Source organism: Brevundimonas sp., assembly GCF_035561115.1.
GTDB lineage: Bacteria > Pseudomonadota > Alphaproteobacteria > Caulobacterales > Caulobacteraceae > Brevundimonas.
In genome coordinates this window covers 36,250-62,384 of record NZ_DATMYH010000011.1, presented here as the reverse complement: position 1 = coordinate 62,384, position 26,135 = coordinate 36,250, and the positions used below count along the sequence as shown (strand labels likewise).

Here is a 26,135-nt window from a genome sequence, read left to right as displayed (position 1 = left end):
GTCGGGGCCGGGCGGCCTCGGCGGCGTCGGCGCGGGCCGCGGCGGCGCTGGACTGTTCGGCGCGGTCGCGGGCGGCGTCGCGGCGGGCGGCGGAATCGGCGATGGCGCCGGTCTGGGCCGCCGTGGCCTCGGACAGGGTGCCAAGGGCGGCCAGGGGCGGGGCGTTGAGGTCGTCCGACCCGATCAGCTGGCCGAAGTCCTCGAACAGCATGACGCGAACATAGTCGATGGCCCCCCGGTCGCTGAACAGCTTGACCCGCCACGAGCCGTCGATCCCCTTGGCGGCGACGCCGATGGGCACGCCGCGCGGGAAGCCGCCGCCGTCGCCCGAGGACAGGATGCGGTCGCCGGCCTGGACGGAGCCGACGCCGCGGATGAATTCGAGCCGTGGATTGTCGCTGCCGTCGCCGGTCAGCAGGGCGCGGGCGTCGGTGCGGTCGACCAGCACGGGCGTGCGGCTGGCGACGTCGGTCAGCAGCACCATCCGGCTGACCCCCGGCGAGGTTCCGACGATGCGGCCGACCAGGCCGTGCTCGTTGATGACGGGATTGCCGACCTTGACGCCCTTGGCCGAGCCGGCGTCGATCAGGCGGGCGCGCGAGAACGGGCCGCGGGTGTCGGAGATGGAGCGGGCCGTCTGCATGGCCACGGGCGGCTCGGGCCGGATGCCCAGCATGGCCTCATAGCGGGCGTTGACGTTCTTGAGGGCGATGGCCTGGTCGCGCCACGGCGCCAGTTCGGCCAGCTCGCGCCGGAGGCGGCGGTTCTCGGAGACGGCGAAGAAATAGCCGCCGACATAGTCGGTGGCGTGGCCGAACCAGCGAACCGGGGCGGCGAAGACGCCGCCGACCGGACCGGCCACCGCCTCGGCGCCCGAACGGACGGGCTGGTAGGGCGAGGTCTGGGCCCGGGCGTCGCTGATCAGCAGCAGGATGCAGCCGATCGCGGCGAGCACGACGGCGACCGCCGCGGTCCAGACCAGCGGCACCTTGATGTTCTCAAACGGTCCGTCGCGAAACGCCACGGCGCGCCTTCCTGGGAAAGAGGGAATCAGCGGGAGCCCCCCGCCGACGTCTGCAGCCTATCGCAAAATCCGGGCCAGTTGGAAACCGGCGCGAACCCCGCAATGACAGGGATTCAAGGCGATGTTTCGACCTGACCCCTAGAGGGCCGAGTCTAGCACGCCCTTCATCCAGCGCGGATGCTCGAGCACCCGGCCGCAGCCGATGGCGACGCAGGACAGCGGATCGTCGGCGACCGAGACCGGCAGGCCGGTGTGGTCGCGGATCTCGGCGTCGAGGCCGCGCAGCAGGGCGCCGCCGCCGGTCAGCATGATGCCCTTGTCGGCGATGTCGGCGGCCAGTTCGGGCGGGGTGGCTTCCAGTGCGACCTTCACGGCCTCGACGATCTGGGTCACCGGCTCGGCCAGGGCCTCGGCGGCCTGGCGTTCCGAGATGCGGACCTCGCGGGGCACGCCCTGCATCAGGTCGCGGCCCTTGACGTCGATCGACAGGCCTTCGCCGTCGGCCGGGATGCGGGCGGTGCCGATGTCCTTCTTGATGCGCTCGGCGGTGGTCTCGCCGATCAGAAGGTTATGGTTGCGGCGCATGTAGGAGATGATCGCCTCGTCCATCTTGTCGCCGCCGACGCGGACCGAGCGCGAATAGACGATGCCCGACAGGGACAGTACGGCCACCTCGGTGGTGCCGCCGCCGATGTCGACGACCATCGAGCCGGTCGGTTCGTGGATCGGCAGGCCGGCGCCGATCGCGGCGGCCATCGGCTCGTCGATCAGGCCGACGCGGCGGGCCGAGGCGTTGAGGCAGGAGTCGTTGATCGCCCGGCGCTCGACGGCGGTGGCGCCCGACGGCACGCAGACGATGACCTTGGGGTTCACGAAGCCCTTGCGGTTATGAACCTTGCGGATGAAGTGCTTGATCATCTCCTCGGCGACTTCGAAGTCGGCGATGACCCCGTCGCGCATGGGACGGATGGCTTCCATGTGGCCGGGGGTGCGGCCCAGCATCTGCTTGGCCTCTATGCCCACGGCGTGGACGATCTTGCGCCCGCCGACGTTGCGAAGGGCGACCACGGACGGCTCGTTCAGGACGATGCCCTTGCCCTTCATGTAGATCAGGGTGTTGGCGGTGCCGAGGTCGATGGCGATGTCGTTGGAGATCGCGCCGAAAATGCTTGAGAACATGGGTCCGGGATACCGTTCTTTCGGGCCTTGGAGGGGCGTGCGTCAGTCTCGATCCGCTTCGGCGACGCCCCGACGATACGCATCCCCACGCACCGTCTCCTGATCGTTATCGCCTGACCGACCTTCCGGCTCGTTTGCCCGTGTGTGACGGCGAATACAAGCCCCCGCAGGCGCCGCTGTCGAAGCCGTGACCGCGCTCAGGCGGCGGTGTCGAGCCGCCCGCCGCGGCGGGCGGCGGCGTCGGCGGCCGGGTACAGGCTGTCCTCCTCCATCTCGACCCGGACAGACAGCGCGCCCAGCACCCCGCCCGTCGCCATGGCGAAGCGCCGGGGATCGGCAAGCATGGCGGTCACGGTCCAGTGATCGCGGAACCGGAACCAGATTTCGAGCAGCCCGCCGACGTCATCGAACGCCTCGGAGCCCAGAAGGCGCAGCCCCTCATCGCGAGCGTCCATCAGCAACGGAAAAAGCTCCGCGTCCTCGATCGACAGATGGGCGACCAGCTCCAGGTCGACCTCCGCGATCAGGCGGCGCGCCTCATCGGCGTCCTCGCGCGTCCTGATCTGCCGGCAGCGGCCTCCGAGCAGCGAAGCCTTGTCGATGATCGACCGGTGCTGCCGGCTCAGCGCCTCGGTGTCCATTACGCGACCCTACAACCACAAAGCGCAATCATGGGTCGGCAGCGTTAAGGTGGCCTGAAGGAGCCGCCGAATGTCGGCAGGGCGCCCCTACGCCCCGGCGTCCGAGGCGGCCTCGCGCCGTTTCACCAGCTCGCGCACGCCCAGCATCAGCCCCAGCCAGACCACGGCGACGCCGGCCAGAATCAGCGAGGTCCAGACCCCGTCGCCGCTGACCGCCGAGACTACGGCCCCGCCGAAGAAGGACACCAGGGCCGTCTTGGGCAGCACGCCCAGGGCGCAGCCCGCAAGGAAGCGCCAGAACGACGCCCGGGTCGCGCCGAAGGCCATGTTGACGACGATGAAGGGCGCCGAGGGCACGTTGCGGATCATGAAGCTGGCGTAGAAGGCGTTCTTGCCGACGAACCCCTTGAGCCGGCCCATGGTGCGCCCGCCGAAACGATCGACCAGCCGCGCCGTCGGTCCGCGTCCCAGCCAGTAGGTGACGCCCGCGGAAACGATGGTGGCCGCCCAGCTGTAGAAGAAGCCCAGCGACGGCCCGAAGGCGACGACGCAGGCGGCGATCAGGATGAACTGGGGCGCGCCGATGAAGGCGGCGACGATGAACAGGATCACCGTGGCCGCGAACGCCCACGGACTGCCGGACCAGCCCTGCAGCCAGGCCTCGAGATTCTCCTCGGCCGCCAGTCCCAGCTGGCTCTTGCCGATCGCCAGCAGGGCGAGCGTCGCACCGAGCAGCAACGCCGTCGCCAGCACCGCCCGCCAGCGGCGGCCTTCCATGTTGAGGATGAAGTCGAGGACGCGGCGCATGGGGCGGAGTTAACACCTGAAAGGCGACTCCGCGAGATCAAGGAGCCGCGCGCCAACATCACGTTCCGCCGCGAGAATGACACATATCGCCCTTCCTGCTCAGCTTGGACTCTTCGGGGGCATGCCATGTCGATATCAGGCTTCAAGTATCTAGCGGTCTTCGCCCTCCTGGGCCTGTCATCGGCCGCCCAGGCAGGTTTGCAGGAGCCGGTTCCCGCTGCCGTTGAGAATCACGTGGCGGCCTATGTCGCCGCTGTGAACGCACCTGATCAGCAGGCGGCGGATGCTTTTCGGAATGAGCATACGGCAGCCGCCTTGGTGGAAGGCGTGCCTCGCAAGGCGTTCGTAGGCTTCTTCGAAACCCAGCACAGGGTGCTCGGCGGGGTGGATCTGGTCGAAACGCGCATGCGCGACGAGGACACCGTGGTGGCGCTGCTGCGCAGCCGACTCTACGGAGCGCTGATAGGGGTCACGCTGGACCTGGAAGCTGGTCCGGACCAGAAAGTCGCCAACCTCGATCCGGGACCTGCACCGCCATGGGCTCCCATGCCGGAGCCGATCCTTTCGGCGGGGGAGTTCTCGAGCCGGACACGTTTACTGGCGAATCGGGGCTGCAACGCGAACGTATTTTCCGGCGCCTTCCTCGTGGCGAAAGGGCCCGACGTGCTCGCTCAAGGCGCGTGCGGCCTCGCCAGCCGCCGCTACATGGCGCCGAATACGATCGACACGCGGTTCAACCTCGGCTCGATGAACAAGATGTTCACGGCCGTGGCCGTCATGCAGTTGGTGGAGGCCGGACGTTTGTCGCTGGACGATCCGCTGAGCCGATACGTCGATGAAACGTGGCTGCCGGCCGATGTGAGCAGCACCATCACGGTGCGGCACCTCCTGACCCATACAAGCGGTCTGGGCAGTTTTCTGGGGCCGGAGTTCCAGAGAAGCTCGCGCTTGAGGTTTCGAAATCTGGCGGACTACGCGGCTCTCGTCCAGGGCGAGCGGCCAGCGTTCCGGCCCGGTTCAGACTATCGCTACAGCAACACCGGCATGCTTCTGGCGGGGGTGGTGATCGAACGCGTGTCGGGCCAGGACTATTTCGCCTATGTGCGCGACCATATCTTCCAGCCCGCCGGGATGGCCAGCACGGACTCCTGGCCAATGGACGACCCTGTCGCGAACCTGGCGACCGGATATGCTTGGGCGCCGGACGCCCCGCTGGGCTGGCGCGAAAACACCCTGCTTTCACCTTACCGGGGGAGCCCGGCCGGGGGCGGCTTCTCCACCGTGGGCGATCTCCACCGCTTCGCCCTGGCCTTGCAGGACGGCCGCCTGATTTCCGAGACCTCGCGGGCCTGGCTTTGGACCGACCAACCCCCGCATGAGTATGGCGGCGGCTTCATGATCACCCGCTCCATGGCCGGGCGGATCGTGGGCCATGAAGGACAGTTCGACGGCGTCAGCAGCCAGCTCGAGATCTATGTCGACAAGGGATATGTGGTCGTCGTTCTGGGCAATCAGGACGGCGCCGCCCCCGGCCTGGCCGACGCGATCCGCGGCTTGATCGCCGCCGCGGCGTAACGCCTGTCCCGTCCGCATTTGATCGCTCTTTCGCAACTGCGTAAAGATGCGCGCCTTCCACGGGAGTCGCCATGTCCAGCCTGCAGTCGTCCGCCCTCGCCCGCGTCAAGCCGTCGGCCACACTGGCGGTGACCGCCCGCGCCCGCGAGCTGAAGCGCGAGGGCCGCGACGTGATCGGGCTGGGGGCCGGCGAGCCGGACTTCGACACCCCCGAGAACGTCAAGGAGGCCGCCATCGCGGCCATCCGCCGGGGCGAGACCAAGTACACCGACGTGGACGGCATTCCCGAGCTGAAGGCGGCCGTGGCGGCCAAGTTCGCGCGTGAGAACGGCCTGGTCTATGGCGTGAACCAGATCCATGTCGCCCCGGGCGGCAAGACGGTGATCTACAACGCCTTGCTGGCTACCCTGTCGCCCGGCGACGAGGTGATCGTGCCGGCGCCCTACTGGGTGTCCTACCCCGACATGGTGCTGCTGGCCGGCGGCGAGCCGGTGACGGTGGTCGGGCACGAGGCCGACGGCTTCAAGCTGAAGCCCGAGGCGCTGGAGGCGGCGATCACGCCGCGGACGAAATGGCTGATCCTGAACAGCCCGTCCAACCCGACCGGCGCGGCCTATACGGGCGCCGAGCTGGAGGGGCTGGCCGCCGTGCTGCGCTGTCATCCGCAGGTCTGGGTGATGACCGACGACATGTACGAGCACCTGATCTACGGCGACTTCGACTACAAGACGATCGCCCAGGTCGCGCCCGATCTCTACGAGCGGACGCTGACGGTGAACGGGGTGTCCAAGGCCTACGCCATGACCGGCTGGCGCATCGGCTATGCGGGCGGACCGAAGCCGCTGATCGACCTGATGCGCAAGGTGGCGGGGCAGACCACGTCCAACCCGTCGTCGGTCAGCCAGTGGGCGGCGGTCGAGGCGCTGAACGGGCAGCAGGACTTCATCGCCGAGCGCGCGAAGCATTTCGAGGCTCGGCGCGACCTGGTCGTGTCGATGCTGAACCAGGCGACCGGCATCCGCTGCGCCACGCCCGAGGGCGCCTTCTACGTCTATCCGTCGATCGAGGGGCTGATCGGCAAGCGGACCGGGGACGGGACCGTGATCGACACCGACGATACGTTCGCGACCGCCCTGCTGGACGCGGAGGGCGTGGCCGTGGTGCAGGGATCGGCCTTCGGTCTGAGCCCCTATTTCCGCATCAGCTATGCGACCTCGGAATCGGTGCTGGAAGAAGCCTGCCGCCGCATCCAGCGGTTCTGCGCGGGGCTGCGCTGACCGTCTCCCTCCCCCTCCGGGGGAGGGTCGTCGATGCGGAGCATCGGCGGGGCGGGGCCGGCTGAAAAAGTATCGCGTCTGTCCAGCCGGGCCGCTCCCACCCGGTCGCTGCGCGACCACCCTCCCCCGGGGGGAGGGAGAAGCAGTCACGCCGCCCGCGACACCGCGAAATCGGCCAGCTGTTCCAGCGCATCCCGCCATTCGTTCGCCGGAAGGTCTTTCAACGAGGCCTTGGCCGCGTCGGCGTATTCATGGGCCGTGGCCAGGGTCGCGCCGATGGCGCCCGAGCCGATGACCAGTTCTCGCGCGCGACGGAAGTCGTCCTCGGTGCGCTGGCCCTTGTTGATGGTGCGGTCCCAGAAGGCGTCCTCGCGGCCGCGCGTGCGGGCGGCGGCCAGCAGCAGGGGCATGGTCACCTTGCCCTCGCGGAAGTCGTCGCCGGCGTTCTTGCCCAGTTCCTCGGATATACCGCCATAGTCGAGGGCGTCGTCGGCCAGCTGGAAGGCCAGGCCCAGGTTCAGGCCATAGGCGCGAAGGGCCTCGACCGCCTTCTCGCCCGCCCCCGCCCCGACCGCGCCCGATTCGGCGGCGGCCGCGAACAGCTCGGCGGTCTTGGCCGAGATGATGCGCAGATAGGTTTCCTGGTCCAGGTTCAGGTCGTGGGCGCGTGTCAGCTGCAGCACCTCGCCCTCGGCGATGACGCTGGAGGCCCGGGCGAGGATGCCCAGGGCGCGCATCTGGCCGATCTCGACCATGAGCTCGAAGGCGCGGGCGAACAGGAAGTCGCCGACCAGCACGCTGGACGGCGCGCCCCAGATCAGGTGGGCGGCGGTCTTGCCGCGGCGCAGGTTCGAGCCATCCACGACGTCGTCGTGCAACAGGGTGGCGGTGTGGATGAACTCGACCGCGGCGGCCAGCTTGACCGCGGCGGTGATCTCGCCCGTCGCGCCCGAGGCGCGGGCGGCGGCGACGGTCAGCAGCGGACGCAGCCGCTTGCCGCCGGCGCTGACCAGATGGTCGGCCAGCAACGGAATCACCGGCACCTGGGATTGCATGCGGGCGAGGATCAGGGCGTCGACGGCCGCCATGTCGCCCTTCGCCAGCCGAACCAGCGGCTCGACGTCTCCCTTCGAGCGGGGATCGGCGACGGTGACAGCGTCCAACGGAAAACTCACTCGGCGCGGCGCGGGGGGAGGATCGCGCCGGAAAATCCAGCCGCCGCCTTGCCGGGCGGCGATGCGGCGCACAATGGTGATCGGGCCATGAAGGGTCAAGCCGCGTGACCGCCGCACCATCTCAATCCGACGGCGTCGAAATCGTCGAGAACGCCCTGCTGGGCGGCCGCGTCCGGCTGCGCCAGCCCGCGAAGGGCTATCGCGCGGGCATGGACGCGGCTCTGCTGGCCGCCGCCGTGGAGACGGCGCCGGGGCAGCGGGTGCTGGAAGCGGGTTGCGGCGCGGGGGCGGTGCTGATGCAGATCGCGGCGCGGCGGCCGGGCGTCAGCCTGACCGGGGTGGAGCGCGATCCGGCCATGGCGGCGCTGGCGCGGGAGAATGCGGCGCTGAACGGGGCAAAGGCGACCATCGTCGAGGGCGACGTGGCCGCCGGCTTCCGGGCGATGGGACTGGAGCCGTTCGACTGGGCGGTCAGCAATCCCCCCTTCTTCGACAACCCCGGCGCATTGCGCGTGCCTGCACCCGGCAAGCGCGCGGCGTGGATGGCGGACGACGGCCTGAAGGCGTGGACGGACTTCCTGCTGAAGGGGGTGCGCGAGGGCGGCCGGATCGTGGTCATCCACCGCGCCGACCGGCTGGCCAATCTGCTGGCGCTGCTAGGAGAAAAGGCCGGATCCTTTGCTGTACGAGGCGTTCATCCGTATACGGATGAACCAGCCAAACGAGTGCTGGTCAGTGCGATCAAGACGGGCAAGGCGCCGCTGCGGCTGTTGCCGCCGCTGGTGCTGCACGACCGGTCAGGGCCAAAGCACACGGCCGAGGCGGAGGCGATCCTGCGGGGCGAGGCGGCGCTGGGCTGGTGACTCCTTGTCCTTCTCCCCTTGCGGGAGAAGGTGGCAGCCGATGGCTGACGGATGAGGGGTCGCGCAGCCCGGTGAAACCCCTCATCCGACCTCGCTACGCTCGGCCACCTTCTCCCGCAGGGGGAGAAGGGATATGTGCCATCCATGTCCCTGCGCCCCCTCTTCGTCACCCAGGTCTATGAAGCCTCGCTGGCCGCAGGCCCCGGCTTCGCCGCCTTCAACGCCGGCCTGGCCGACGCCTGCCGCATGCTGGCCGTCGAGGATCAGGCCGGACGGGCCTGGTGCCGCGAGCATGGCTATCGCGGCTATACCTCCTACGGCTCGCTGGCCGATCTGCCGCACCGGACGCCCGAGTTCGCCGAGCTGAAGCGCCATCTGGACCGGCACGCCCTGCTCTATGCCAAGGCGCTGAATTTCGATCTGGCGCGCAGGCCGCGGCTGGACAGCCTTTGGGTCAACATCCTCAAGCCCGGCGGCGGACACAGCGGCCACATCCATCCGCACGCCTTCCTGAGCGGCACCGTCTATGTCGAGGTCCCGGACGGCGCCTCGGCCCTGAAGCTGGAGGACCCGCGCCTGCCGATGATGATGGCTCGTCCCGGCGTCCAGGCCGACGCGCCCGAGGCCGAGAAGCCCTTCGTCTATCTGGCCCCGCAGGCGGGCACGGTGCTGATGTGGGAAAGCTGGCTGCGCCACGAGGTCCCGCCGAACGCGGCGAAGGCCGAGCGGATTTCGATCAGCTTCAACTACGCCTGACGCCGGCCAGACCGTCCCAGGCCAGCATGGCCGCGCGCGCCGTGCCGCGCAGTTCGGCGGCCGTGGCGCCCTCGCGGGCGCGGAAGGTCATGCCCTGCTGGACCGTGGTGTAGAAGGCGGCGATGGCCGCCGGGTCGGCGTCCGCAGCGATCTCGCCCGCCGCCTGACCCTCCCGCAGCCGCGCCTCCATCGTCGCCATCGAATCCGTGCGGATTTTCGCCACCTCGCCGCAGGCTCCGTCCGGCAGGGCGTCAGGGTGGGCGCCCGACAGCACGAGCAAGCAGCCCTTGGGCCGATCGTACCGACTGTTGGCCTCGGCCGTCGCCAGCAGCAGGCCCTCGATCGCCTCCCGCGCCGTCCGCGCCTCGCGCATCGAGGCCCACAGGGCGACGCCCGCGGTGTCGGTGTAGAGGCGAACCGCCTCGCGGAAGAGGTCCTCCTTGCTGCCGAAGGCGGCGTAGAGGCTGGGCGAATTGATCCCCATCGCCCCGGTCAGATCGGTCATGGACGCGTCCGCATAGCCCTTGCTCCAGAACACCTGGAGGGCGCGGGACAGGGCTTCATCACGATCGAAACTGCGGGGACGGCCGGCCATGGCGTCTTTCGGACCTCTTTTTCTAACGAGCGATACATAATCCCTTGACGAAGGGAGGCAAGCTTTCCATCTGGCTTTCTGTGTCGATCATTACAGAAAGAGAACCGACCATGACCACCGCCCCTCCCCTCGCCGGCAAACGCGCCCTCGTCACGGGCGCGAGCCGCGGCATCGGCGCCGCCATCGCCCGCCAGCTGGCCGCCGACGGCGCCGACGTCGCCATCACCTACGAGAAGTCCGCCGACCGCGCCGAGGCCCTCGCGGCCGAACTGCGCGCCCTGGGCCGCAAGGCGGTCGCCATCCAAGCCGACGCCGGCTCCACCGACGGACCGGGCAAGGCGGTCGAAGGCGCCGTCGTGGGGCTGGGCGGCCTCGACATCCTCGTCAACAACGCCGGCATCGCAGGCGGGACCCTGTTCGCCGACCAGTCCCTCGAAGAGATCGACGCCCTGCTGAACGTCAACATCCGCGGCGTCATACTGACGACCAAGGCGGCCCTGCCCCATATCGGCGCGGGCGGCCGGATCATCTCGATCAGCAGCGTCCTGGCCGATCGCGTGCCCTTCGGCGGCGTGACGGTCTATTCGGCCAGCAAGTCGGCGCTGCAGGCCTTCACCCTCGGCCTCTCGCGCGAGCTCGGCCCGCAGGGGATCACGGTCAATCTGGTCAAGCCCGGCGCCACCGACACCGACATGAACCCGGCCGACGGCCCCAACGCCCCCGGGATGTTGTCCGGCATTTCGCTGGGCCGTTACGGTCAGCCGCACGAGATCGCCTCGGCGGTCGCCTTCCTCGCCGGTCCGGGCGCCGGCTACATCACCGGAACCAGCATTCTGGTCGACGGCGGCATCGGCGCCTGAGGCGAGACGGACAGCCGGCCAGGCGCCAGTCGCCTACGCTGCAAGCGCCTGGCCGGCATTCGAACGAAACAGACGACAACCATCGCCGTCTCCGAACCGGCAGCTTCGCCGGCCTTCGGCTACGGCTGATCCTTTCCACGAAGGCGGCGCTTGAGCGTGTCGATGTAGTTCCACAGCAGCAGCCCGCCGCCGCCGATCCCTGCGCCGAGCGCAAACGCCAGCGCCGTCTCAAGCCGATCCGCCTGAGCGGGGTGAAACACGGCGACAAGGAAGCCGGCGGTTCCGACAAGGAGCCACCACCACAGCATGACGCGAGTCAGGACCCGCATCATGCGCCAGTGGAATTTTCGATAGCCTTCCCATGCCATTCCGGAACCCTAGCGCCTGGGCCTCCGCCATCAAACTGCCGCGGCGGACCGCTAGTTATTTGCTCAATGACGCGGCGGTCGCTACATCCCGCGCCAACCTCCCCGCACTTCCAAACGACAGGGCGCACCGCACCTCATGGCGCAGCAATATATTTTCCAGATGCAGGGTCTGACCAAGACCTTTCCCGGCGGCAAGAAGATCTTCGAGAACATCTGGCTGAGCTTCTACAACGACGCCAAGATCGGCGTCGTCGGGGTCAACGGTTCGGGCAAGTCGACCCTGCTGAAGATCATGGCCGGGCTGGACACGGAATTCACCGGCGAGGCCCGCGCCGCCGACGGCGTCAAGCGCGGCTATCTGGAGCAGGAGCCCCAGCTCGACGACAGCCTGAACGTCCGCGAGAACGTCGAGGCCTGGTGCGAGGAGAAGCAGTGGGTCAACCGCTTCAACGCCATCGCCATGGAAATGGCCGAGGAATACACCGACGAACTGATGGCCGAGATGACGGCCCTGCAGGAAAAGATCGACGCCGGCGACGTCTGGGACATCGACAGCCGCATCGAAATGGCCATGGACGCCCTGCGCTGCCCGCCCGACGACTGGGAGGTCACCAACCTGTCCGGCGGTGAAAAGCGCCGCGTGGCCCTCGCCCGGCTGCTGCTGTCCAAGCCCGACATGCTGCTGCTCGACGAACCGACCAACCACCTGGACGCCGAGTCGGTGGCTTGGCTGCAGCATCACCTTGAGAACTTCCCGGGCTGCGTGATCCTGGTGACCCACGACCGCTACTTCCTGGACCTCGTCACCAAGTGGACGCTGGAGCTGGACCGCGGCAAGGGCCACCCGCACGAGGGCAACTATTCCTCGTGGCTGGAAGCCAAGACCAAGCGCGTGGTGCAGGAGCAGTCGGAATCCGAAGCCCGCCAGCGCGCCCTGACCCGCGAACTGGAATGGGTCCGCTCGGGCGCCAAGGCCCGTCAGGCCAAATCGAAAGCCCGTCTGGCCGCCTATGAGCGGATGGTGGACGAGCAGGAGAGCATGCGCGGCGCCCAGACCCACGCCGTCATCCAGATCCCGCCCGGCCCGCGTCTCGGCAACGTCGTGCTCGAGGCCGAGGGGCTGGAAAAGGCCTATGGCGACAAGCTGCTGTTCAAGGACCTGACCTTCAAGCTGCCGCCCAACGGCATCGTCGGCGTCATCGGGCCGAACGGGGCCGGCAAGTCGACCCTGTTCCGCCTGATCACCGGCCAGGAACAGCCAGACGCCGGCACGATCAAGGTCGGCGAGACGGTCAAACTGGCCTATGTCGACCAGAGCCGCGACGACCTGGAGCCCAACAAGACCATCTGGGAAGTCATCTCGGGCGGCACCGACGTGATGATGGTCGGCAAGCGCGAGATCAACACCCGCGCCTATGTCGGCAGCTTCAACTTCAAGGGCGGCGACCAGCAGAAGAAGGTGGGACAGCTCTCCGGGGGCGAGCGCAACCGCGTCCACCTTGCCAAGACCCTGGCCACGGGCGGCAACCTGCTGCTGCTCGACGAACCGACCAACGACCTGGACATCGAGACGCTGCAGAACCTCGAGGAGGCGCTGGAAGGCTTCGCCGGATGCGCCGTGGTCATCTCCCACGACCGCTGGTTCCTGGATCGTCTGGCCACCCACATCCTCGCCTTCGAGGGCGACAGCCACGTGGAATGGTTCGAAGGAAACTTCGAAGCCTATGAAGAGGACAAGAAGCGCCGCCTCGGCGTCGAGAGCCTGATCCCGCACCGGATCAAGTTCCAGAAGTTCGGGCGCTAGACCCGATACGGCCTCCGGAGCGATCCGGAGGCCGTTTTTCATTGGGCGCGACTGGACTAGGGTGCCCCCATGACCGACCGCCCCGCCCTTCTGATCATGCAGCGGCATCTGGCGCCGCTGACGACCTTTCTCGAAAGCCAGTGGACCGTCTACCGGTTCTGGGAAGGGCCGCCGCTGGAGGCCCAGGCGGAGATCCGCGCCCTGGTCGTGGCCGGAGAATTTCCACTCGACAAGGCGTTGATCGAACAGCTGCCCAGGCTGCAGCTGATCGCCTGTTTCACCTCGGGCTATGACCGCATCGACACCGAATGGTGCAAGGCGCGCGGCCTGCCGGTCACCCATGCGCCGGGCGTGAACCACGAGGACGTGGCCGACCACGCCATCGGCCTGATCCTGGCCGCGCGACGGCAGATCGCGGCGGGGGACCGCGCCCTGCGAGCCGGGGAATGGACCGCGGATTCGAAGATGATCACGCCGTCCCTGCACGGCCAGAAGGTAGGCGTCGTCGGTCTGGGCGGCATCGGCGAGGCCGTGGCGCGCCGGGCCGAGGCGCTGCGCATGACCGTGAAATGGTGGGGCCCGCGCGAGAAGACCGCCGCCTGGCCCCGCGCCGTCTCCCTGATCGAGCTGGCGCGGGACAGCGACATCCTGGTGGTGGCCTGCAAGGCGGACGACAGCAACATCGGCCTGATTTCGCGCGAGGTGATAGAGGCGCTGGGGCCGCAGGGCCTGCTGGTCAATGTCGCGCGCGGCCAGCTGGTCGACGAGGACGCCCTGATCGCCGCGCTGACGGACGGGCGGCTGGGTCAGGCGGCGCTGGACGTGTTCGAGGACGAACCGACCGACGCCGCGCGCTGGGCGGCCGTGCCGAACACCGTCCTGACCCCGCACACGGGCGGCGCGACGACGGAGGCCGTGCAGGGCATGCTGATGCTGCTGATGCAGAACCTGACGGCGGCCTTCGCGGGCGAACCGTTGAAGACGCCGACGCCCGACTAGCCGCCGTTCGGCGGCTCCATGCCGGGAGGCATGCCGCCCGGGTCGGCCGGCGCGGTCGACGGAACCCTCATCCGGGCGGCGGGCGGCGCCGGCGGGGCGGGCATCATGCTGGCGCGCTCGGTGGGGGTGACGAGCCCGTCGTGGTCCGCGTCCAGACTGGCGAACAGGGCGGCGGCGGCGTTGCGCATCTCGTCCCGCGTGATGCGGGCGTTCCGGTCCGCGTCGGCGCGGGTGATCATCGACCGCATCCGCGGCCCACCTGCCTGGCTCATCGGCGGCCGGGTCAGGACCGCCAGTTCATCGCCGGTGATCATGCCGTCGGTGTTGACATCGAGGCGATCGAACATCTGGTCCTGGCGCGCCTGCATGGCTTCCAGGGTCTGGGGCCCGCCCATGCCGCCGCCCATGCCGGGAGGCGGGGTCTGGGCGCCCGCAGCGCTCGCCGTGGCGAGGACCACGAGTGCGGCGGACGAGGCGAAAGCTATGCGGATCATGGCGTATCTCCTGCCGGGTTCCACTGGACCGGGCGAGTGTACGCCTTTTCAGGCCGGTGTCGCGCGTCGCAATTCGCTTGCCAAATCATATAAGGATATCTTTATATAAACCTATGTCGTTGACCGCCGACCAGACTATCGAAGCGCTGCGCGCCGTGGGCGAACCCACGCGCCTGCGCGTGCTGTCCCTGCTGGCCGGTGAGGAGCTGTCGGTGATGGAACTGTCGCGGATTCTTGACCAGAGCCAGCCGCGCGTGTCCCGGCATCTGAAGCTGATGGCCGACGCCGGGCTGATCGAACGGTTTCCTGACGGGGCGCGGGTCTTCTATCGCCTGTCCTCCGATCCGCTGGCTCGCCGGCTGGTCGACACGGTGCTGGACCTGCTGGACGCCGCCGCCCACGAGGCGGACGACCGGCGGCTGGAGGACGTCCGCCGCGATCGCGGCGCCGCCGCCAGCGCCTATTTCGAACGTGTGGCCCCGCAATGGGACCGCATCCGCTCGCTGTACGTCTGCGAAACCGCCGTGGAGGCGGCGATCACGCGGGCGGCCGGAGATGGACCGTTCGAACGGGTGGTCGACCTGGGCACGGGTTCGGGCCGGATGCTGACCCTGCTGGGCAAGTCGGCGAAGATGTCCGTTGGCCTGGACCTGAGCCAGAACATGCTCAACATCGCCCGCGCCAATGTGACCCGGGCCGGGCTGGACAGGGTCGAACTGCGCCACGGCGACATCTTCGCGACCCGCCTGCCCGAACACAGCGCGGATCTGGTGATGGTGCACCAGGTCCTGCACTACCTCGCCGATCCCGCCGCGGCCGTGGCCGAGGCGGCGCGGCTGGTCATGCCCGGCGGCCGGCTGCTGATCGTCGACTTCGCGCCGCACCAGCTGGAGCATCTGCGCGAAGAGCATCAGCACCGCCGTCTCGGATTCTCCGATCCCGAGATGCGGGGCTGGCTTTCCGGGGCCGGCCTGAAGCCCGGCGCGCCGATCACCCTGCCCCCCGACACCGACGGTCTGACCGTCTCGATCTGGACCGCCCAGCGGCCCGCAGCAGCCAAGGCCAAGGTCGCATGAGCATCGCCCCCCGCAGTCTGGCCGAGGCCCGCGCCCTGTTGCTGTCCCCGCTGGGCCCGGTCGCGCGCGCCGGGCAGGACCAGTCGCGTCCCCGTGTTTCGTTCGAATTCTTCCCGCCCAGGTCGGACGAGGCCGAGGCCAGTCTCTGGAAGGCGGTGACGCGTCTGGCGCCGCTGGAGCCCGAGTTCGTGTCGGTGACCTATGGCGCCGGCGGCTCGACGCGGGAGCGCACCCACCGGACGGTCGAGCGCATCCTGGGCGAAACATCACTGACCCCCGCCGCCCACCTGACCTGCGTCGAGGCGAGCCGCGAGGATGTGGACGCGGTGATCGAAGGCTATCGCGACGCCGGCGTGCGCCACATCGTGGCCCTGCGCGGCGATCCTCCGGGCGGAAATGGTATCGGCGGCGCCTATGTTCCGCGTGCGGACGGTTACGCCAACGCCACCGAACTGACCGCCGCCATCACGGCGAAGGGTGGCTTCGACGTCATCGTCGGCTGCTATCCCGAGGGCCATCCGGAAAGCCCGTCGACGGATCACGACATCGACGTGCTGAAGGCCAAGGTCGACGCCGGAGCGACGCGCGCGATCAGCCAGTTCTTCTTCGACATCGACGCCTTCCTGCGCTTCCGCGACCGGGTGCGGGCGGCGGGGATCACCATTCCGATGTCGCCCGGGATCATGCCGGTGACCAATTTCAACGGGCTGAAGCGGATGTCTGCGGCCTGCGGCGCGGCCGTGCCTGACTGGCTGGCGGCCCATTTCGACGGCCTGGACGACGACCCCGAGACCCGCAAGCTGATCGCCGCCTCGGTCGCGGCCGAGACCTGCGCCCGGCTGCAGGAGGAAGGCTTCGCCGACTTCCATTTCTACACACTGAACCGCGCCGACCTGGTCTATGCGATCTGCCGGGTCCTGGGCGTGCGTGAACAGAAGACGGTGTCTGCGTGACCTATCCCTCCACCCCTTCGGGATTCCCGTCTCCATCTCCGATGGGGAGGAGACAAGGCGGCGCAACCCGTCTCCTCCCTGTTCGCGAAGCGAATGGGGAGGGGGACCACGAAGTGGTGGAGGGGCTTAGCCCGGACACAGGAGCCCAACGATGACCCGCCCCGAACGCATCGCCGCCCTTCACCGGGCCGCGAAGGAGCGCATCCTGGTCCTCGACGGCGCCTGGGGCGTGATGATCCAGCGCAGCGACCTGTCCGAAGAGGATTTCCGCGGCGACCGCTTCGCCGGCCACAACGGGCAGATGAAGGGCAATAACGACATCCTGTGCATCACCCGCCCAGACGTCATCTCCGGCCTGCACGACCAGTATTTCGCCGCCGGCGCCGACATCTCCGAGACCAACACCTTCTCGGCCACGGTGATCGCCCAGGACGACTACAAGCTCGACGCGCAGTCGGTGTGGGACATCAATCTGGAAGGGGCGAAACTGGCCCGCGCCGCCGCCGACCGCTGGACCGCGAAGGAGCCGCACAAGCCGCGCTTCGCCGCCGGTTCGATCGGGCCGCTGAACAAGATGCTGTCGATGTCGTCGGACGTGAACGATCCCGGCGCCCGGCTGGTGACCTTCGACCAGGTCTATGACGCCTATCGCCATCAGGTGAAGGCGCTGAACGAGGGCGGCGTCGACCTCTATCTGATCGAGACCATCACCGACACGCTGAACTGCAAGGCCGCGATCAAGGCCATCAAGGACCTCGAGGACGAGGGCATGGAGGCCCTGCCGATCTGGATTTCGGGCACCATCACCGACCGTTCGGGCCGCACCCTGTCGGGCCAGACGGCCGAGGCCTTCTGGAACAGCGTGCGGCACGCCAAACCCTTCGCCATCGGTTTCAACTGCGCCCTCGGCGCCGATCTGATGCGGCCGTTCATCGCAGAGCTGAGCCGGGTCGCCGACACCCTGGTCGCCGCCTATCCCAACGCCGGCCTGCCCAACGCCATGGGCCAGTACGACGAGGAACCGCACCAGACCGCCCACTTCATCGAGGAATGGGCCGCGTCAGGTCTGGTCAACATCGTCGGCGGCTGCTGCGGCACCACGCCGGAGCACATCCGGCACACGGCGGAGGCGGTGTCGAAACTGCCGACCCGCGAGATTCCCGAACGTCCGGTGGCCATGCGGCTGTCGGGTCTGGAACCCTTTGAGTTGGTAGCGTGAGCGTGGAAAGCCCGAGTCCCTTCGCCGATCCCGCGGCGATTACCCACTACGCGGACAACGCCCGTCGGACCGTGCCCGGGCTGGACGCGGTGCACCGCATGGCGTCGGTGCTTCTTGCGGAGCGTGCGCCTGCGGACGCTCGCATTCTGGTTCTCGGGGCCGGAGGCGGGCTGGAACTCAAGGTATTTGCCGACGATCATCAGGACTGGACGTTCGACGGCGTGGATCCGGCCCCGGCGATGCTCGATCTGGCGCGAGCGACCCTTGGCGCCGACACCGATCGAGTGACTTTCCACACCGGATACATCGACAGCGCACCGGAAGGTCCCTTCGATGGCGGCGCCTGCCTGCTGACCATGCATTTTCTCGACGCAAACCAGCGGCTGGACACGCTCAAGCAGGTGCGGCGGCGTCTCAAGCCCGGCGCGCCGTTCGTGGTCATGCACATCAGCTACGAGCAGGAGGCGCAATCGCGTGAGCTCTGGCTGGACCGCGAGGAGGCCTACCTGGTGGCCTCCGGCGGAGCGCCAGCGGACGCGCGCCGTCGGCGCGAGGCCGTATCGAAGGGGCTGCATAGTCTGTCGCCCGAACAGGACGAAGCTCTCCTGGTTCAGGCGGGCTTCTCCGCCGTCAGCCAGTTCTATTCCGCCTTCACCTTCCGCGGCTGGGTGGCCTACGCCTGATGCGCCCTACATTCATCAACGTCGGCGAGCGGACCAACGTCACCGGCTCGGCCAAGTTCAAGAAGCTGATCATCGACGGCGACTATGCCGCCGCCCTGTCGGTCGCCCGTCAGCAGGTCGAGGCCGGGGCCTCGGTGATCGACATCAACATGGACGAGGGCCTGCTGGATTCGAAGCAGGCCATGATCACCTTCCTCAACCTGATCGCGGCCGAGCCCGACATCGCCCGCGTGCCGGTGATGATCGACAGCTCGAAGTGGGAGGTGATCGAGGCCGGACTGAAATGCGTCCAGGGCAAGCCGATCGTCAATTCGATCTCGATGAAGGCGGGCGAGGCCGAATTCCGCGAACAGGCGGTCAAATGCCTGCGCTACGGCGCCGCCGTGGTGGTCATGGCCTTCGACGAGGTGGGCCAGGCCGACACCGCCGCGCGCAAGGTCGAAATCTGCACCCGGGCCTACCGCATCCTCGTCGACGAGGTCGGCTTCCCGCCCGAGGACATCATCTTCGACCCCAACATCTTCGCCGTGGCGACGGGGATCGAGGAGCACGACAACTACGCCGTCGACTTCATCGAGGCGACGAAGGTCATCAAGGCCACCCTGCCCTGGGCGCGCGTCTCGGGCGGGGTGTCGAACGTGTCGTTCAGCTTCCGCGGCAATGAGCCGGTCCGCCGGGCGATCCACAGCGTCTTCCTGTACCACGCCATCCAGGCGGGCATGGACATGGGCATCGTCAACGCGGGCGACCTGCCGGTCTATGACACGCTCGACCCGACCCTGCGCGAGGCGGTCGAGGACGTGATCCTGAACCGGCCGCAGCGGACCAATGTCTCGAACACCGAGCGGCTGGTGGACATCGCCCCCAACTACAAGGGCGACAAGGGCGTGGCCCGGGTCGTGGACCTGAAATGGCGCGACGCCCCGGTCGGCAAGCGGATCGAGCATGCGCTGGTCAACGGCATCACAGACTGGATCGTCGAGGACACCGAGGAGGCCCGGCTGTCGTTCGAACGGCCGCTGCACGTCATCGAGGGTCCGCTGATGGACGGGATGAATGTGGTCGGCGACCTGTTCGGCTCGGGCAAGATGTTCCTGCCGCAGGTGGTCAAGTCGGCGCGTGTGATGAAACAGGCGGTCGCCCATCTCGAGCCGTTCATGGAGGCCGAAAAGGCCGGCAAGCCGAGGGAACAGGCGGGCCGCATCCTGATGGCCACGGTCAAGGGCGACGTCCACGACATCGGCAAGAACATCGTCGGCGTCGTGCTGCAGTGTAACAACTACGAGGTCATCGACCTGGGCGTCATGGTCCCGGCGGACCGCATCCTCGACGCCGCCGTCGAGCACAAGGTCGATATCGTCGGCCTGTCGGGGCTGATCACCCCGTCCTTGGACGAGATGGTGTTCGTGGCGCGCGAGATGGAGCGGCGCGGTTTCGACATTCCGCTGCTGATCGGCGGGGCGACGACCAGCCGGACCCACACGGCGGTCAAGATCGAGCCCGGCTACCGCGCCGGTTCGACCACCTATGTCATCGACGCCAGCCGCGCCGTCGGCGTGGTTTCCGGCCTGCTGTCGAAGACCGAACGGGCCAGGAACGAGGCCGCGACGCGCGATGAATACGTCCGCATCCGCGAGCAGTATGCGCGCGGCCAGGAGGTCAAGGCGCGCGCCGCCCTGCCCGCCGCGCGCGAGAACCGCTTCCGGCCCGATCCGGCGACGCCTTTGCCCGGCGCCCCGTCCTTCCTCGGCGTGCGCGCCATCGACGGGGACCTGCAGGACCTCGCCGACCATATCGACTGGACGCCCTTCTTCGCCGGCTGGGAGCTGATCGGCCGCTATCCGCTGATCCTCGAGGACGAGATCGTGGGCCAGGCGGCGCGCGACCTGTTCGCCGACGCCCAGGCGATGCTGAAGCGGATCATCGACGAGAAATGGTTCACCGCCCGCGGCGTGATCGGCTTCTGGCCCGCCAACGCCGTCGGCGACGACATCGCCGTCTATGCGGACGAGAGCCGCACCGACGAGATCGCCCGCTTCCATACCCTGCGCCAGCAGATCAAAAAGTCGAACGGCAAGCCCAATCTGGCCCTGTCGGACTTCGTCGCCGAAACCGGCCGGGACTATATCGGCGCCTTCGCCGTTACCGCGGGCCATGGCGAACTGGAGATCGCCAAACGGTTCAAGGACGCCGGAGACGACTATTCAGCCATCATGGCCACAACCCTGGCGGACCGTCTGGCCGAGGCCTTCGCCGAGGCCCTGCACAAGAAGGTGCGCACCGAACTGTGGGGTTACGCGCCCGAAGAGGCCCTGACCGTCGAGGATCTGATCGCCGAACGCTACAGGGGCATCCGGCCCGCGCCCGGCTATCCGGCCCAGCCGGACCATACGGAGAAGGCGACGCTGTTCCGGCTGCTGCAGGCCGAAGACAACGCCGGCATGGCGATCACCGAAAGCTTCGCCATGACGCCCCCGGCGTCAGTGTCAGGTCTGTATTTCGGGCACGCCGAAAGCCACTATTTCGGCGTCGGCAAGATCGATCCGGACCAGGTCGCCGACTACGCCCGGCGCAAGGGATGGGACGTGGCGACGGCCGAACGGTGGCTGTCGCCGATCCTCAACTACGATCCGGGGGACAGGCCTGCCGCCTGACGGCTCTTGGCGAGAGAACACGGCTCCCCTACCCTGATCGCCCGACCGCCGGCCGCCGGAGGTCTTCCGCCGACGACGGACCACCCCCGCGTCTCCAGGACCGCGCCCTATGAGCTCATCGCCTGTGGAAAAGCGGCGTGGATGGCACTGGAGCGACTACTGGCTGAGCGGCCGCGCCGAGGTCATGACGGTCAACACGCCGACCGGCCCTGTCACCTTCGGCGCGGAGGCCCTGTGGGCCGCCTATTTCAACGGCTTCGACGACGGAGCCCGGTTGCTGGACCTGGCCACGGGCAGCGGCCAGGTGGCTGGCTACGCGGCCGCGGCGGCGACCGCGGCTGGCAAGGCGTTCGAGGTCGTCGGGGTCGACTACGCCGAGGCGCCGCCGCCGGGGCCGGACGCCGGATACGCCCTGATGGGGGGCGTGGCGCTGGAGTCCCTGCCCTTCCCGACCGCTCATTTCGACGGCGCCGCCTCCCAGTTCGGACTTGAATACGCCGACCCCCGACCGGCCTTGGCCGAGCTGGCCCGCGTGCTCAAACCCGGCGGCCGGGTCCTGATGCTGATCCATCACGCGGACAGCGCCATCACCCGCCAGACGGCGGACCAGATCGCCGCCTACGATCGGGTATTGGGGACCGGAGGCGTGATCCGGCAGGCGCGGCGGGCCTTCGCCACCCGGCTCAAGCCCGCGCCGCCCGCAACACGGCAGGCCGCGGCGGAGGCCTTTTGCGAGGCCGTCAACCGGGCTGCCGCGCGCCTGGATCCCCGGCCTGCCTTCGAACCCGTGCGGTATCTGGTCGGTTATCTCCGCGACCTGGCCGAGCGGCTGGATTCATACGACCCGGCCAGCGCCCTGGCGCGCCTTGACGCCTTCGAAACCGGCAACGCGGCCTGGCGTCAGCGGCAGCTGTGCCAGACCCGGGCGGCCCTGGACGCGGCGGGGCTGGACGCGTTGGTGGCGCGGGGGACGCGCGCCGGGCTGGAGTTGGCCGAGCGGTCGCCGCAGCATGACGCCGGCGGCGCGCTGATCGGCTGGCGGGTCGGTTTCCTCAGGTCCTGACCGGCGGGCCCTATTCCGCGCCGACCTCGGCCGGCGTCGCCGGGGCGGTGGTGATGTTCTCGCGAATCCGCCGGGCGGCGTGCTCGCAGCGACCGGGCAGGCCGAAGAACAGACCAAAGGCCTGGCTGCGCACAATCTCGTCCTGTCCGACCAGCGGCGTCCACTTGCCGGCGGCCTCCGCCGCCGCGGCGCGGGCGGCGGCGCGGCTGGCCGCGGTCTGGCGCGGCTCCGCGGCGTCCAGGGCCGCGCGGAAGTCGGCGGCCTCCAGCTTGCCCAGACGGATGATTTCCAGATCCAGGGGGTCGCGGTTGGTCAGGGTCTCGCCCAGGGCGATATGGCCGTTCACCAGCGCCTCGCACCAGGCCACCAGCGGATAGTCGCCCTCGGGCGCGCCGCGCGGCATCGGGTTGGCGTAGGCGACAGCCTCGCGGAAGCGCTCGGTCTCCACGGCCTCGACACCCGGGGCGGTGGAGACGACGCCGCTGTCCCGGGCGGGGGCGGGCGTCTGGGTGGACAGCATCAGGGCGGAGACGAGGGTGACCAGCATGGGAATCCGATTTCGAGGATGGACAGGCATCAACGTCTGAACAGGCCGGATGGTTTTTGTGCGGCGGCGAAAACCCGACACCCGACACCCTTGACGCGTGTCAATGAGAGACATCAATCTACGGTGAGGCGACATTCGGTCGCCCGGAGGACTATCTGATGTTTGCAAAACTGACGAAACTCGCCGTCATCGGGGCCACGGCGCTGTCAGCGGCCTACGCCGCCCCTGCGAGCGCGACGGATTACATCCGCGAGCGCGAATACTATTCAGACGCCACCTATACGGTGCAGGTCGGCTACTGGATGAACAACTGCCAGCGGCAGTTCCGCGGCTGGGGCGAGGTCACCCCCTACTACATCGAGCTGTCGCTCGAGCCATGTACGCAGTGGAACAAGAACCCACCCGGCATGAACGGCTGAGCGACCCGGACATCCGGACAGAAAAAGGGGCGGCGGACCATGGTCCGCCGCCCCAGTTGTTTCTCCTCGATCAGACCTTAGAAGCTGGCCGTGACACCGAAGAAGACGTAGCGGCCCAGCGCGTCGTAGAGCTGCGGGTAGGTGTTGTTGTTACCCGTGGTGCCGACGCTGTAGGACAGCGGCGGATCGCTATCCAGGACGTTGTTCACGCCAGCGCGGAGGCTGACCGTGTCCATCACCTGCCAGGTCGCCGCCAGGTCGAGGTAGTTCTGGGAGTCCAGAACCTTGTCGAGGCGCGCGGCGCTGTTGTTCATGCTTCCGTCGGCTCCGAGAACGGCGATCTCAGCTTCGCCGTAGTGACGCCAGGTCGCCGAGAGGTTCATGTCCCAGGGCGAGATCCAGGTCACCCGGGCGCGGTGACGCCACTCGGGGTTCGGCACGCCGCACTGGTTGGCGAAGAAGCCAGCGCAGTCATAGACGCTGTTGGCGAAGCCCAGACCGGTGTCGGTTTCCAGCGACTCCAGCCAGGTGCCGACGAACGAGAACTGCAGCGAACCGTAGGCGGGCATGGCCCAGTCTTCCAGATCGACCGCATAGTTCGCGTTGATGTCGATGCCGGAGGTGGAGACGCCGCCGATGTTGACGTTGGTGTCGATCACGTTGCCGTCGTTGAGCCACAGGGCGCCCGTCGGACCGTCACGCACGATCAGCGAACAGGCGACCGCGTTGCCGGCCGTGTAGCAGGCGTCGAGCGTGTTCTGCGCACCGATCGAACCGATCAGGTTGTCGACTTCGATCTTGTAGTAGTCGAGCGAGACGTTGAAGCGCGGCAGGAACGACGGCGTCAGAACCACACCGACCGTGTAGGTGTCGGCCGATTCCGGCTCCAGGTTGGGGTTGCCGCCCTGGAGGAAGTTGTACTGGCCGGCCGGGCTGTCGAGCAGACCGAGGTCGCGCTCGGTAGTCGTGACCTGCCACGGGTTCGTGCCGACGCAGCTCGCCGGGACGGGGCCCGCGTTAGCCGCCGCACGGCCCGGAGCCGAGCAGGGATCGTAGTCCAGGTCGAACAGGTTGAAGCCCTGCGCGGTGAACAGCTCGATCACGTTCGGCGCCCGCACCGCGCGCGAATAGCTGGCGCGGAAACGGATGTCCTCGACGGGGGCGTAATCCACGCCGACCTTGTAGGTGTCGGCGCCGAAGTTCTCGTACTCGGACCGGCGGTAGGCGCCGTCGATCGAGGCCGAATAGGCCCAGGGCTGATCGTCGGCCAGCGGGATCTGGATTTCACCGAAGACTTCGGCGACGTCCGTATCACCGGTGAAGCCGATCGTCGGGCCGCCCTGACCGGCGCCGTCGCCGGTGGCGAAGGCGTTGTCGGTGACCGAACCCAGTGCGTCACGGCGATACTCGGCGCCGAACGCGACCTGGACGGTGCGCGATGCGGTCGGGAAGGACCAGCCCGTGTCGCCCGTTACGGCGGCGGTGATCACCTGTTGGGTGGTTTCGCCGGTCTGCATCAGCGGGATTTGCAGATAGTCGAGAGCCGCCTCGGTCACGCCGCCCGGCGAGAAGATATCGTAGGGCACGCAGGTCGTGTCCGTGCCGTCGACGACGGACTGACAGGTCGGCACGCCGCCGACGTCGACGACGTCGAGAGCGCGGCCGATGCGGGTGGTCGAGAAGTCGTTCAGATAGGTGCGGGCGAGGCGGACACGCGAGAACTGCGCGGCCACGTCGTAATTCCAGCCCTCGGTGATCTCGCCGCGGACGCCCACGACGCCGCGGTAGGACGTGTAGTTGAGCGAGTCCTGACGACCGCCGCCTTCAGCGTTCCGGCGGCCGATCAGCATGTTGACCGAAGTCACCGGGCCCACGCACCCGATCGCCGTGCGCTGTTGTGCGGAGAGCAGCGCGTTGTCGCACTGGATCGGGACGATCGGTCCCAGGAAGGCGCCCGACGGCGCGATCTGGGCCACGGACTGATAGTCCGAGAACATCAGTTGCGCGAAGACTTCGGCCTTGTCGTTGAGCTCGTAGTGGCCGAACGCACCGAGGGTGTAACGCTCATCCGGGCGCTGGTAGTAGTTCAGCGGGCCGTAGTTGTACTGGCCGGTCGCGGCGCTGAAGGGCGTGAAGGTGCCGTTGCCGGTGCCGGCGGCGCCGGCGACCGTGAGGTCAGCGCCGTTCGCCAGGGAGATGAAACGGCCCGGGAAGGCGGTGCTGGAACCACCGCAGGTGAAGGAGCCTGCCGCCTCGCCGCCCAGGGCGCACGAGGAGTAGTCGCGATCGGCGCCCAGGACCGGGTTGTTGTTGCGGTAGCCGGCGTAGGCCGTGATGTTGCCGCGGCCGTCCGGCGAGGAGACGCCCATCATGACGTTGAGCGAGCGGCTTTCGCCGTCCGAGACGTTGTCGTCGGGCAGTCTGAACTGCGCCGGGTTGCTGGCGGCGCGACCGGCGATGACGTTCCGGAGATTGCCCACGCCGTCATAGTCGTTGTTGTGCTGATAGAAGCCGTACTGGGCGTCGATCTGCAGACCTTCGAAGTCCTTCTTCATGATGAAGTTGACGACGCCGGCGACGGCGTCCGAACCGTAGACGGCGGAAGCGCCGCCGGTCAGGACTTCAACACGCTCGACCAGTTGTTCCGGGATCTGGTTCAGGTCGGCCGCGTCGTCGTTCGGCGAGCCGTAGCCCATCCGGCGACCGTCGATCAGCACCAGGGTGCGCGACGAGCCGAGGTTGCGCAGCGAAACCGTGGCCGTGCCCGAGGCGCCGTTGGAGACGGTCGAGTTCTGGGCGGCGAACGCCTGCGGCAGCTGGGAAACCAGGTCCTCGACCCGGGTCACGCCCGCGATGTCGATGTCCTCGCCGGTCACCTGGGTGACGGGGCTGGTGGTGACCAGGTTGGTCTGCGGAATGCGCGAGCCGGTGACGACGACTTCGTCAAGCTGCGTCTCTTCCTGGGGAGCCGGGGCGGTTTGCGCCATGGCGGGTGCGGCGAAAGCCAAGGCGGCGAAGCCGCCGATCATCGTCGTCGACAGCAGCCGATTACGGGTTTTCTGGGTTCTCAAAGGTCGTCTCCTGATGTTCGACATCTCCCGTCG

The 26,135-nt window shown here is 68.3% G+C and carries 24 protein-coding genes; 14 read left to right on the top strand and 10 right to left on the bottom strand.

Going from position 1 to position 26,135, the window contains the following annotated elements:
• The 4 genes from mreC to VN378_RS01490 all read right to left on the bottom strand — a co-directional run.
• The coding region (mreC, locus tag VN378_RS01505) for a rod shape-determining protein MreC (RefSeq protein ID WP_325740298.1) at nt 1–1,024 on the bottom strand (1,024 nt) is incomplete at its 3' end.
• Between the two features lie 138 nt (nt 1,025–1,162).
• Nucleotides 1,163–2,203, bottom strand: a complete 1,041-nt coding sequence (locus VN378_RS01500) for a rod shape-determining protein (protein WP_056450471.1) — start codon at nt 2,201–2,203, stop codon at nt 1,163–1,165.
• A 197-nt stretch (nt 2,204–2,400) separates the two neighbouring features.
• On the bottom strand, nt 2,401–2,844 hold the full coding sequence (locus tag VN378_RS01495) for a hemerythrin domain-containing protein (protein WP_325740295.1): 444 nt from the start codon (nt 2,842–2,844) through the stop codon (nt 2,401–2,403).
• A gap of 87 nt (nt 2,845–2,931) precedes the next feature.
• On the bottom strand, nt 2,932–3,651 hold the full coding sequence (locus tag VN378_RS01490) for a TVP38/TMEM64 family protein (RefSeq protein ID WP_325740293.1): 720 nt from the start codon (nt 3,649–3,651) through the stop codon (nt 2,932–2,934).
• Nucleotides 3,652–3,777: 126 nt separating this feature from the next.
• Here VN378_RS01490 and VN378_RS01485 point away from each other — a divergent pair, with 126 nt between their 5' ends.
• On the top strand, nt 3,778–5,226 hold the full coding sequence (locus tag VN378_RS01485; protein WP_325740291.1) for a serine hydrolase domain-containing protein: 1,449 nt from the start codon (nt 3,778–3,780) through the stop codon (nt 5,224–5,226).
• Between the two features lie 71 nt (nt 5,227–5,297).
• Entirely contained in the window at nt 5,298–6,503 is a 1,206-nt protein-coding gene (locus VN378_RS01480) for a pyridoxal phosphate-dependent aminotransferase (RefSeq protein ID WP_325740289.1), read from the top strand.
• 146 nt (nt 6,504–6,649) lie between these two features.
• On the opposite strand, the gene VN378_RS01475 is transcribed toward VN378_RS01480, so the two are convergent.
• Nucleotides 6,650–7,666 (bottom strand): polyprenyl synthetase family protein, encoded by a 1,017-nt coding sequence (locus VN378_RS01475; RefSeq protein WP_414642199.1) that lies wholly within the window; start codon nt 7,664–7,666, stop codon nt 6,650–6,652.
• Nucleotides 7,667–7,782: 116 nt separating this feature from the next.
• On the opposite strand from VN378_RS01475, the gene VN378_RS01470 reads away from it, so the two are divergent.
• Nucleotides 7,783–8,541 (top strand): tRNA1(Val) (adenine(37)-N6)-methyltransferase, encoded by a 759-nt coding sequence (locus VN378_RS01470; RefSeq protein WP_325740287.1) that lies wholly within the window; start codon nt 7,783–7,785, stop codon nt 8,539–8,541.
• 144 nt (nt 8,542–8,685) lie between these two features.
• Nucleotides 8,686–9,297 (top strand): TIGR02466 family protein, encoded by a 612-nt coding sequence (locus VN378_RS01465; protein ID WP_325740285.1) that lies wholly within the window; start codon nt 8,686–8,688, stop codon nt 9,295–9,297.
• On the opposite strand, the gene VN378_RS01460 is transcribed toward VN378_RS01465, so the two are convergent.
• Nucleotides 9,284–9,892: a TetR/AcrR family transcriptional regulator gene (locus tag VN378_RS01460; RefSeq protein WP_325740283.1), complete on the bottom strand. Its 609-nt coding sequence runs from the start codon at nt 9,890–9,892 to the stop codon at nt 9,284–9,286. The two genes, VN378_RS01465 and VN378_RS01460, sit on opposite strands and share 14 nt — an antisense overlap.
• 110 nt (nt 9,893–10,002) lie before the next feature.
• Between VN378_RS01460 and VN378_RS01455 the strand changes: the two genes are divergently transcribed.
• The gene (locus VN378_RS01455; protein ID WP_325740281.1) at nt 10,003–10,752 is read left to right on the top strand and encodes an SDR family oxidoreductase; all 750 of its coding nucleotides are present in this window, start codon (nt 10,003–10,005) and stop codon (nt 10,750–10,752) included.
• 119 nt (nt 10,753–10,871) lie between these two features.
• Here the strand turns inward: VN378_RS01455 and VN378_RS01450 are convergent, their stop codons facing one another.
• Nucleotides 10,872–11,120 (bottom strand): hypothetical protein, encoded by a 249-nt coding sequence (locus tag VN378_RS01450; RefSeq protein WP_325740278.1) that lies wholly within the window; start codon nt 11,118–11,120, stop codon nt 10,872–10,874.
• 136 nt (nt 11,121–11,256) lie between these two features.
• On the opposite strand from VN378_RS01450, the gene ettA reads away from it, so the two are divergent.
• Together ettA and VN378_RS01440 are read left to right on the top strand one after the other, a co-directional pair.
• Nucleotides 11,257–12,924, top strand: a complete 1,668-nt coding sequence (ettA, locus tag VN378_RS01445; protein ID WP_325740276.1) for an energy-dependent translational throttle protein EttA — start codon at nt 11,257–11,259, stop codon at nt 12,922–12,924.
• Between the two features lie 69 nt (nt 12,925–12,993).
• Complete coding sequence (locus VN378_RS01440) at nt 12,994–13,923, top strand: 2-hydroxyacid dehydrogenase (protein ID WP_325740274.1); 930 nt, start codon at nt 12,994–12,996, stop codon at nt 13,921–13,923.
• On the opposite strand, the gene VN378_RS01435 is transcribed toward VN378_RS01440, so the two are convergent.
• Nucleotides 13,920–14,417, bottom strand: coding sequence for an EF-hand domain-containing protein (locus VN378_RS01435; protein ID WP_325740272.1), 498 nt, complete (start codon nt 14,415–14,417; stop codon nt 13,920–13,922). The genes VN378_RS01440 and VN378_RS01435 overlap by 4 nt on opposite strands.
• Before the next feature lie 113 nt (nt 14,418–14,530).
• Here VN378_RS01435 and VN378_RS01430 point away from each other — a divergent pair, with 113 nt between their 5' ends.
• From VN378_RS01430 to VN378_RS01405, 6 genes are all read left to right on the top strand, one after another.
• Nucleotides 14,531–15,493 carry a metalloregulator ArsR/SmtB family transcription factor gene (locus VN378_RS01430; RefSeq protein WP_325740270.1) on the top strand — a complete coding sequence of 321 codons (963 nt, stop codon included), beginning with the start codon at nt 14,531–14,533 and terminating at the stop codon, nt 15,491–15,493.
• Nucleotides 15,490–16,446: a methylenetetrahydrofolate reductase [NAD(P)H] gene (gene metF, locus VN378_RS01425; RefSeq protein ID WP_325740268.1), complete on the top strand. Its 957-nt coding sequence runs from the start codon at nt 15,490–15,492 to the stop codon at nt 16,444–16,446. Before VN378_RS01430 ends, metF begins: the two co-directional genes overlap by 4 nt.
• 151 nt (nt 16,447–16,597) lie before the next feature.
• Nucleotides 16,598–17,665 carry a homocysteine S-methyltransferase family protein gene (locus VN378_RS01420; RefSeq protein WP_325740266.1) on the top strand — a complete coding sequence of 356 codons (1,068 nt, stop codon included), beginning with the start codon at nt 16,598–16,600 and terminating at the stop codon, nt 17,663–17,665.
• Complete coding sequence (locus VN378_RS01415; protein WP_325740264.1) at nt 17,662–18,348, top strand: class I SAM-dependent methyltransferase; 687 nt, start codon at nt 17,662–17,664, stop codon at nt 18,346–18,348. Before VN378_RS01420 ends, VN378_RS01415 begins: the two co-directional genes overlap by 4 nt.
• Complete coding sequence (gene metH, locus VN378_RS01410) at nt 18,348–21,002, top strand: methionine synthase (protein ID WP_325740262.1); 2,655 nt, start codon at nt 18,348–18,350, stop codon at nt 21,000–21,002. Before VN378_RS01415 ends, metH begins: the two co-directional genes overlap by 1 nt.
• Nucleotides 21,003–21,111: 109 nt before the next feature.
• Entirely contained in the window at nt 21,112–22,065 is a 954-nt protein-coding gene (locus tag VN378_RS01405; protein ID WP_325740260.1) for a class I SAM-dependent methyltransferase, read from the top strand.
• A 10-nt stretch (nt 22,066–22,075) separates the two neighbouring features.
• Here VN378_RS01405 and VN378_RS01400 read toward each other — a convergent pair whose 3' ends face one another.
• A complete protein-coding gene (locus VN378_RS01400) occupies nt 22,076–22,612 on the bottom strand; it encodes a hypothetical protein (protein ID WP_325740258.1) in 537 nt (178 codons plus the stop codon).
• 158 nt (nt 22,613–22,770) lie between these two features.
• Between VN378_RS01400 and VN378_RS01395 the strand changes: the two genes are divergently transcribed.
• Nucleotides 22,771–23,031, top strand: coding sequence for a DUF6289 family protein (locus VN378_RS01395; protein WP_325740256.1), 261 nt, complete (start codon nt 22,771–22,773; stop codon nt 23,029–23,031).
• A gap of 77 nt (nt 23,032–23,108) precedes the next feature.
• On the opposite strand, the gene VN378_RS01390 is transcribed toward VN378_RS01395, so the two are convergent.
• Complete coding sequence (locus VN378_RS01390; protein WP_325740254.1) at nt 23,109–26,102, bottom strand: TonB-dependent receptor plug domain-containing protein; 2,994 nt, start codon at nt 26,100–26,102, stop codon at nt 23,109–23,111.
• Between the last annotated feature and the right edge of the window lie 33 nt (nt 26,103–26,135).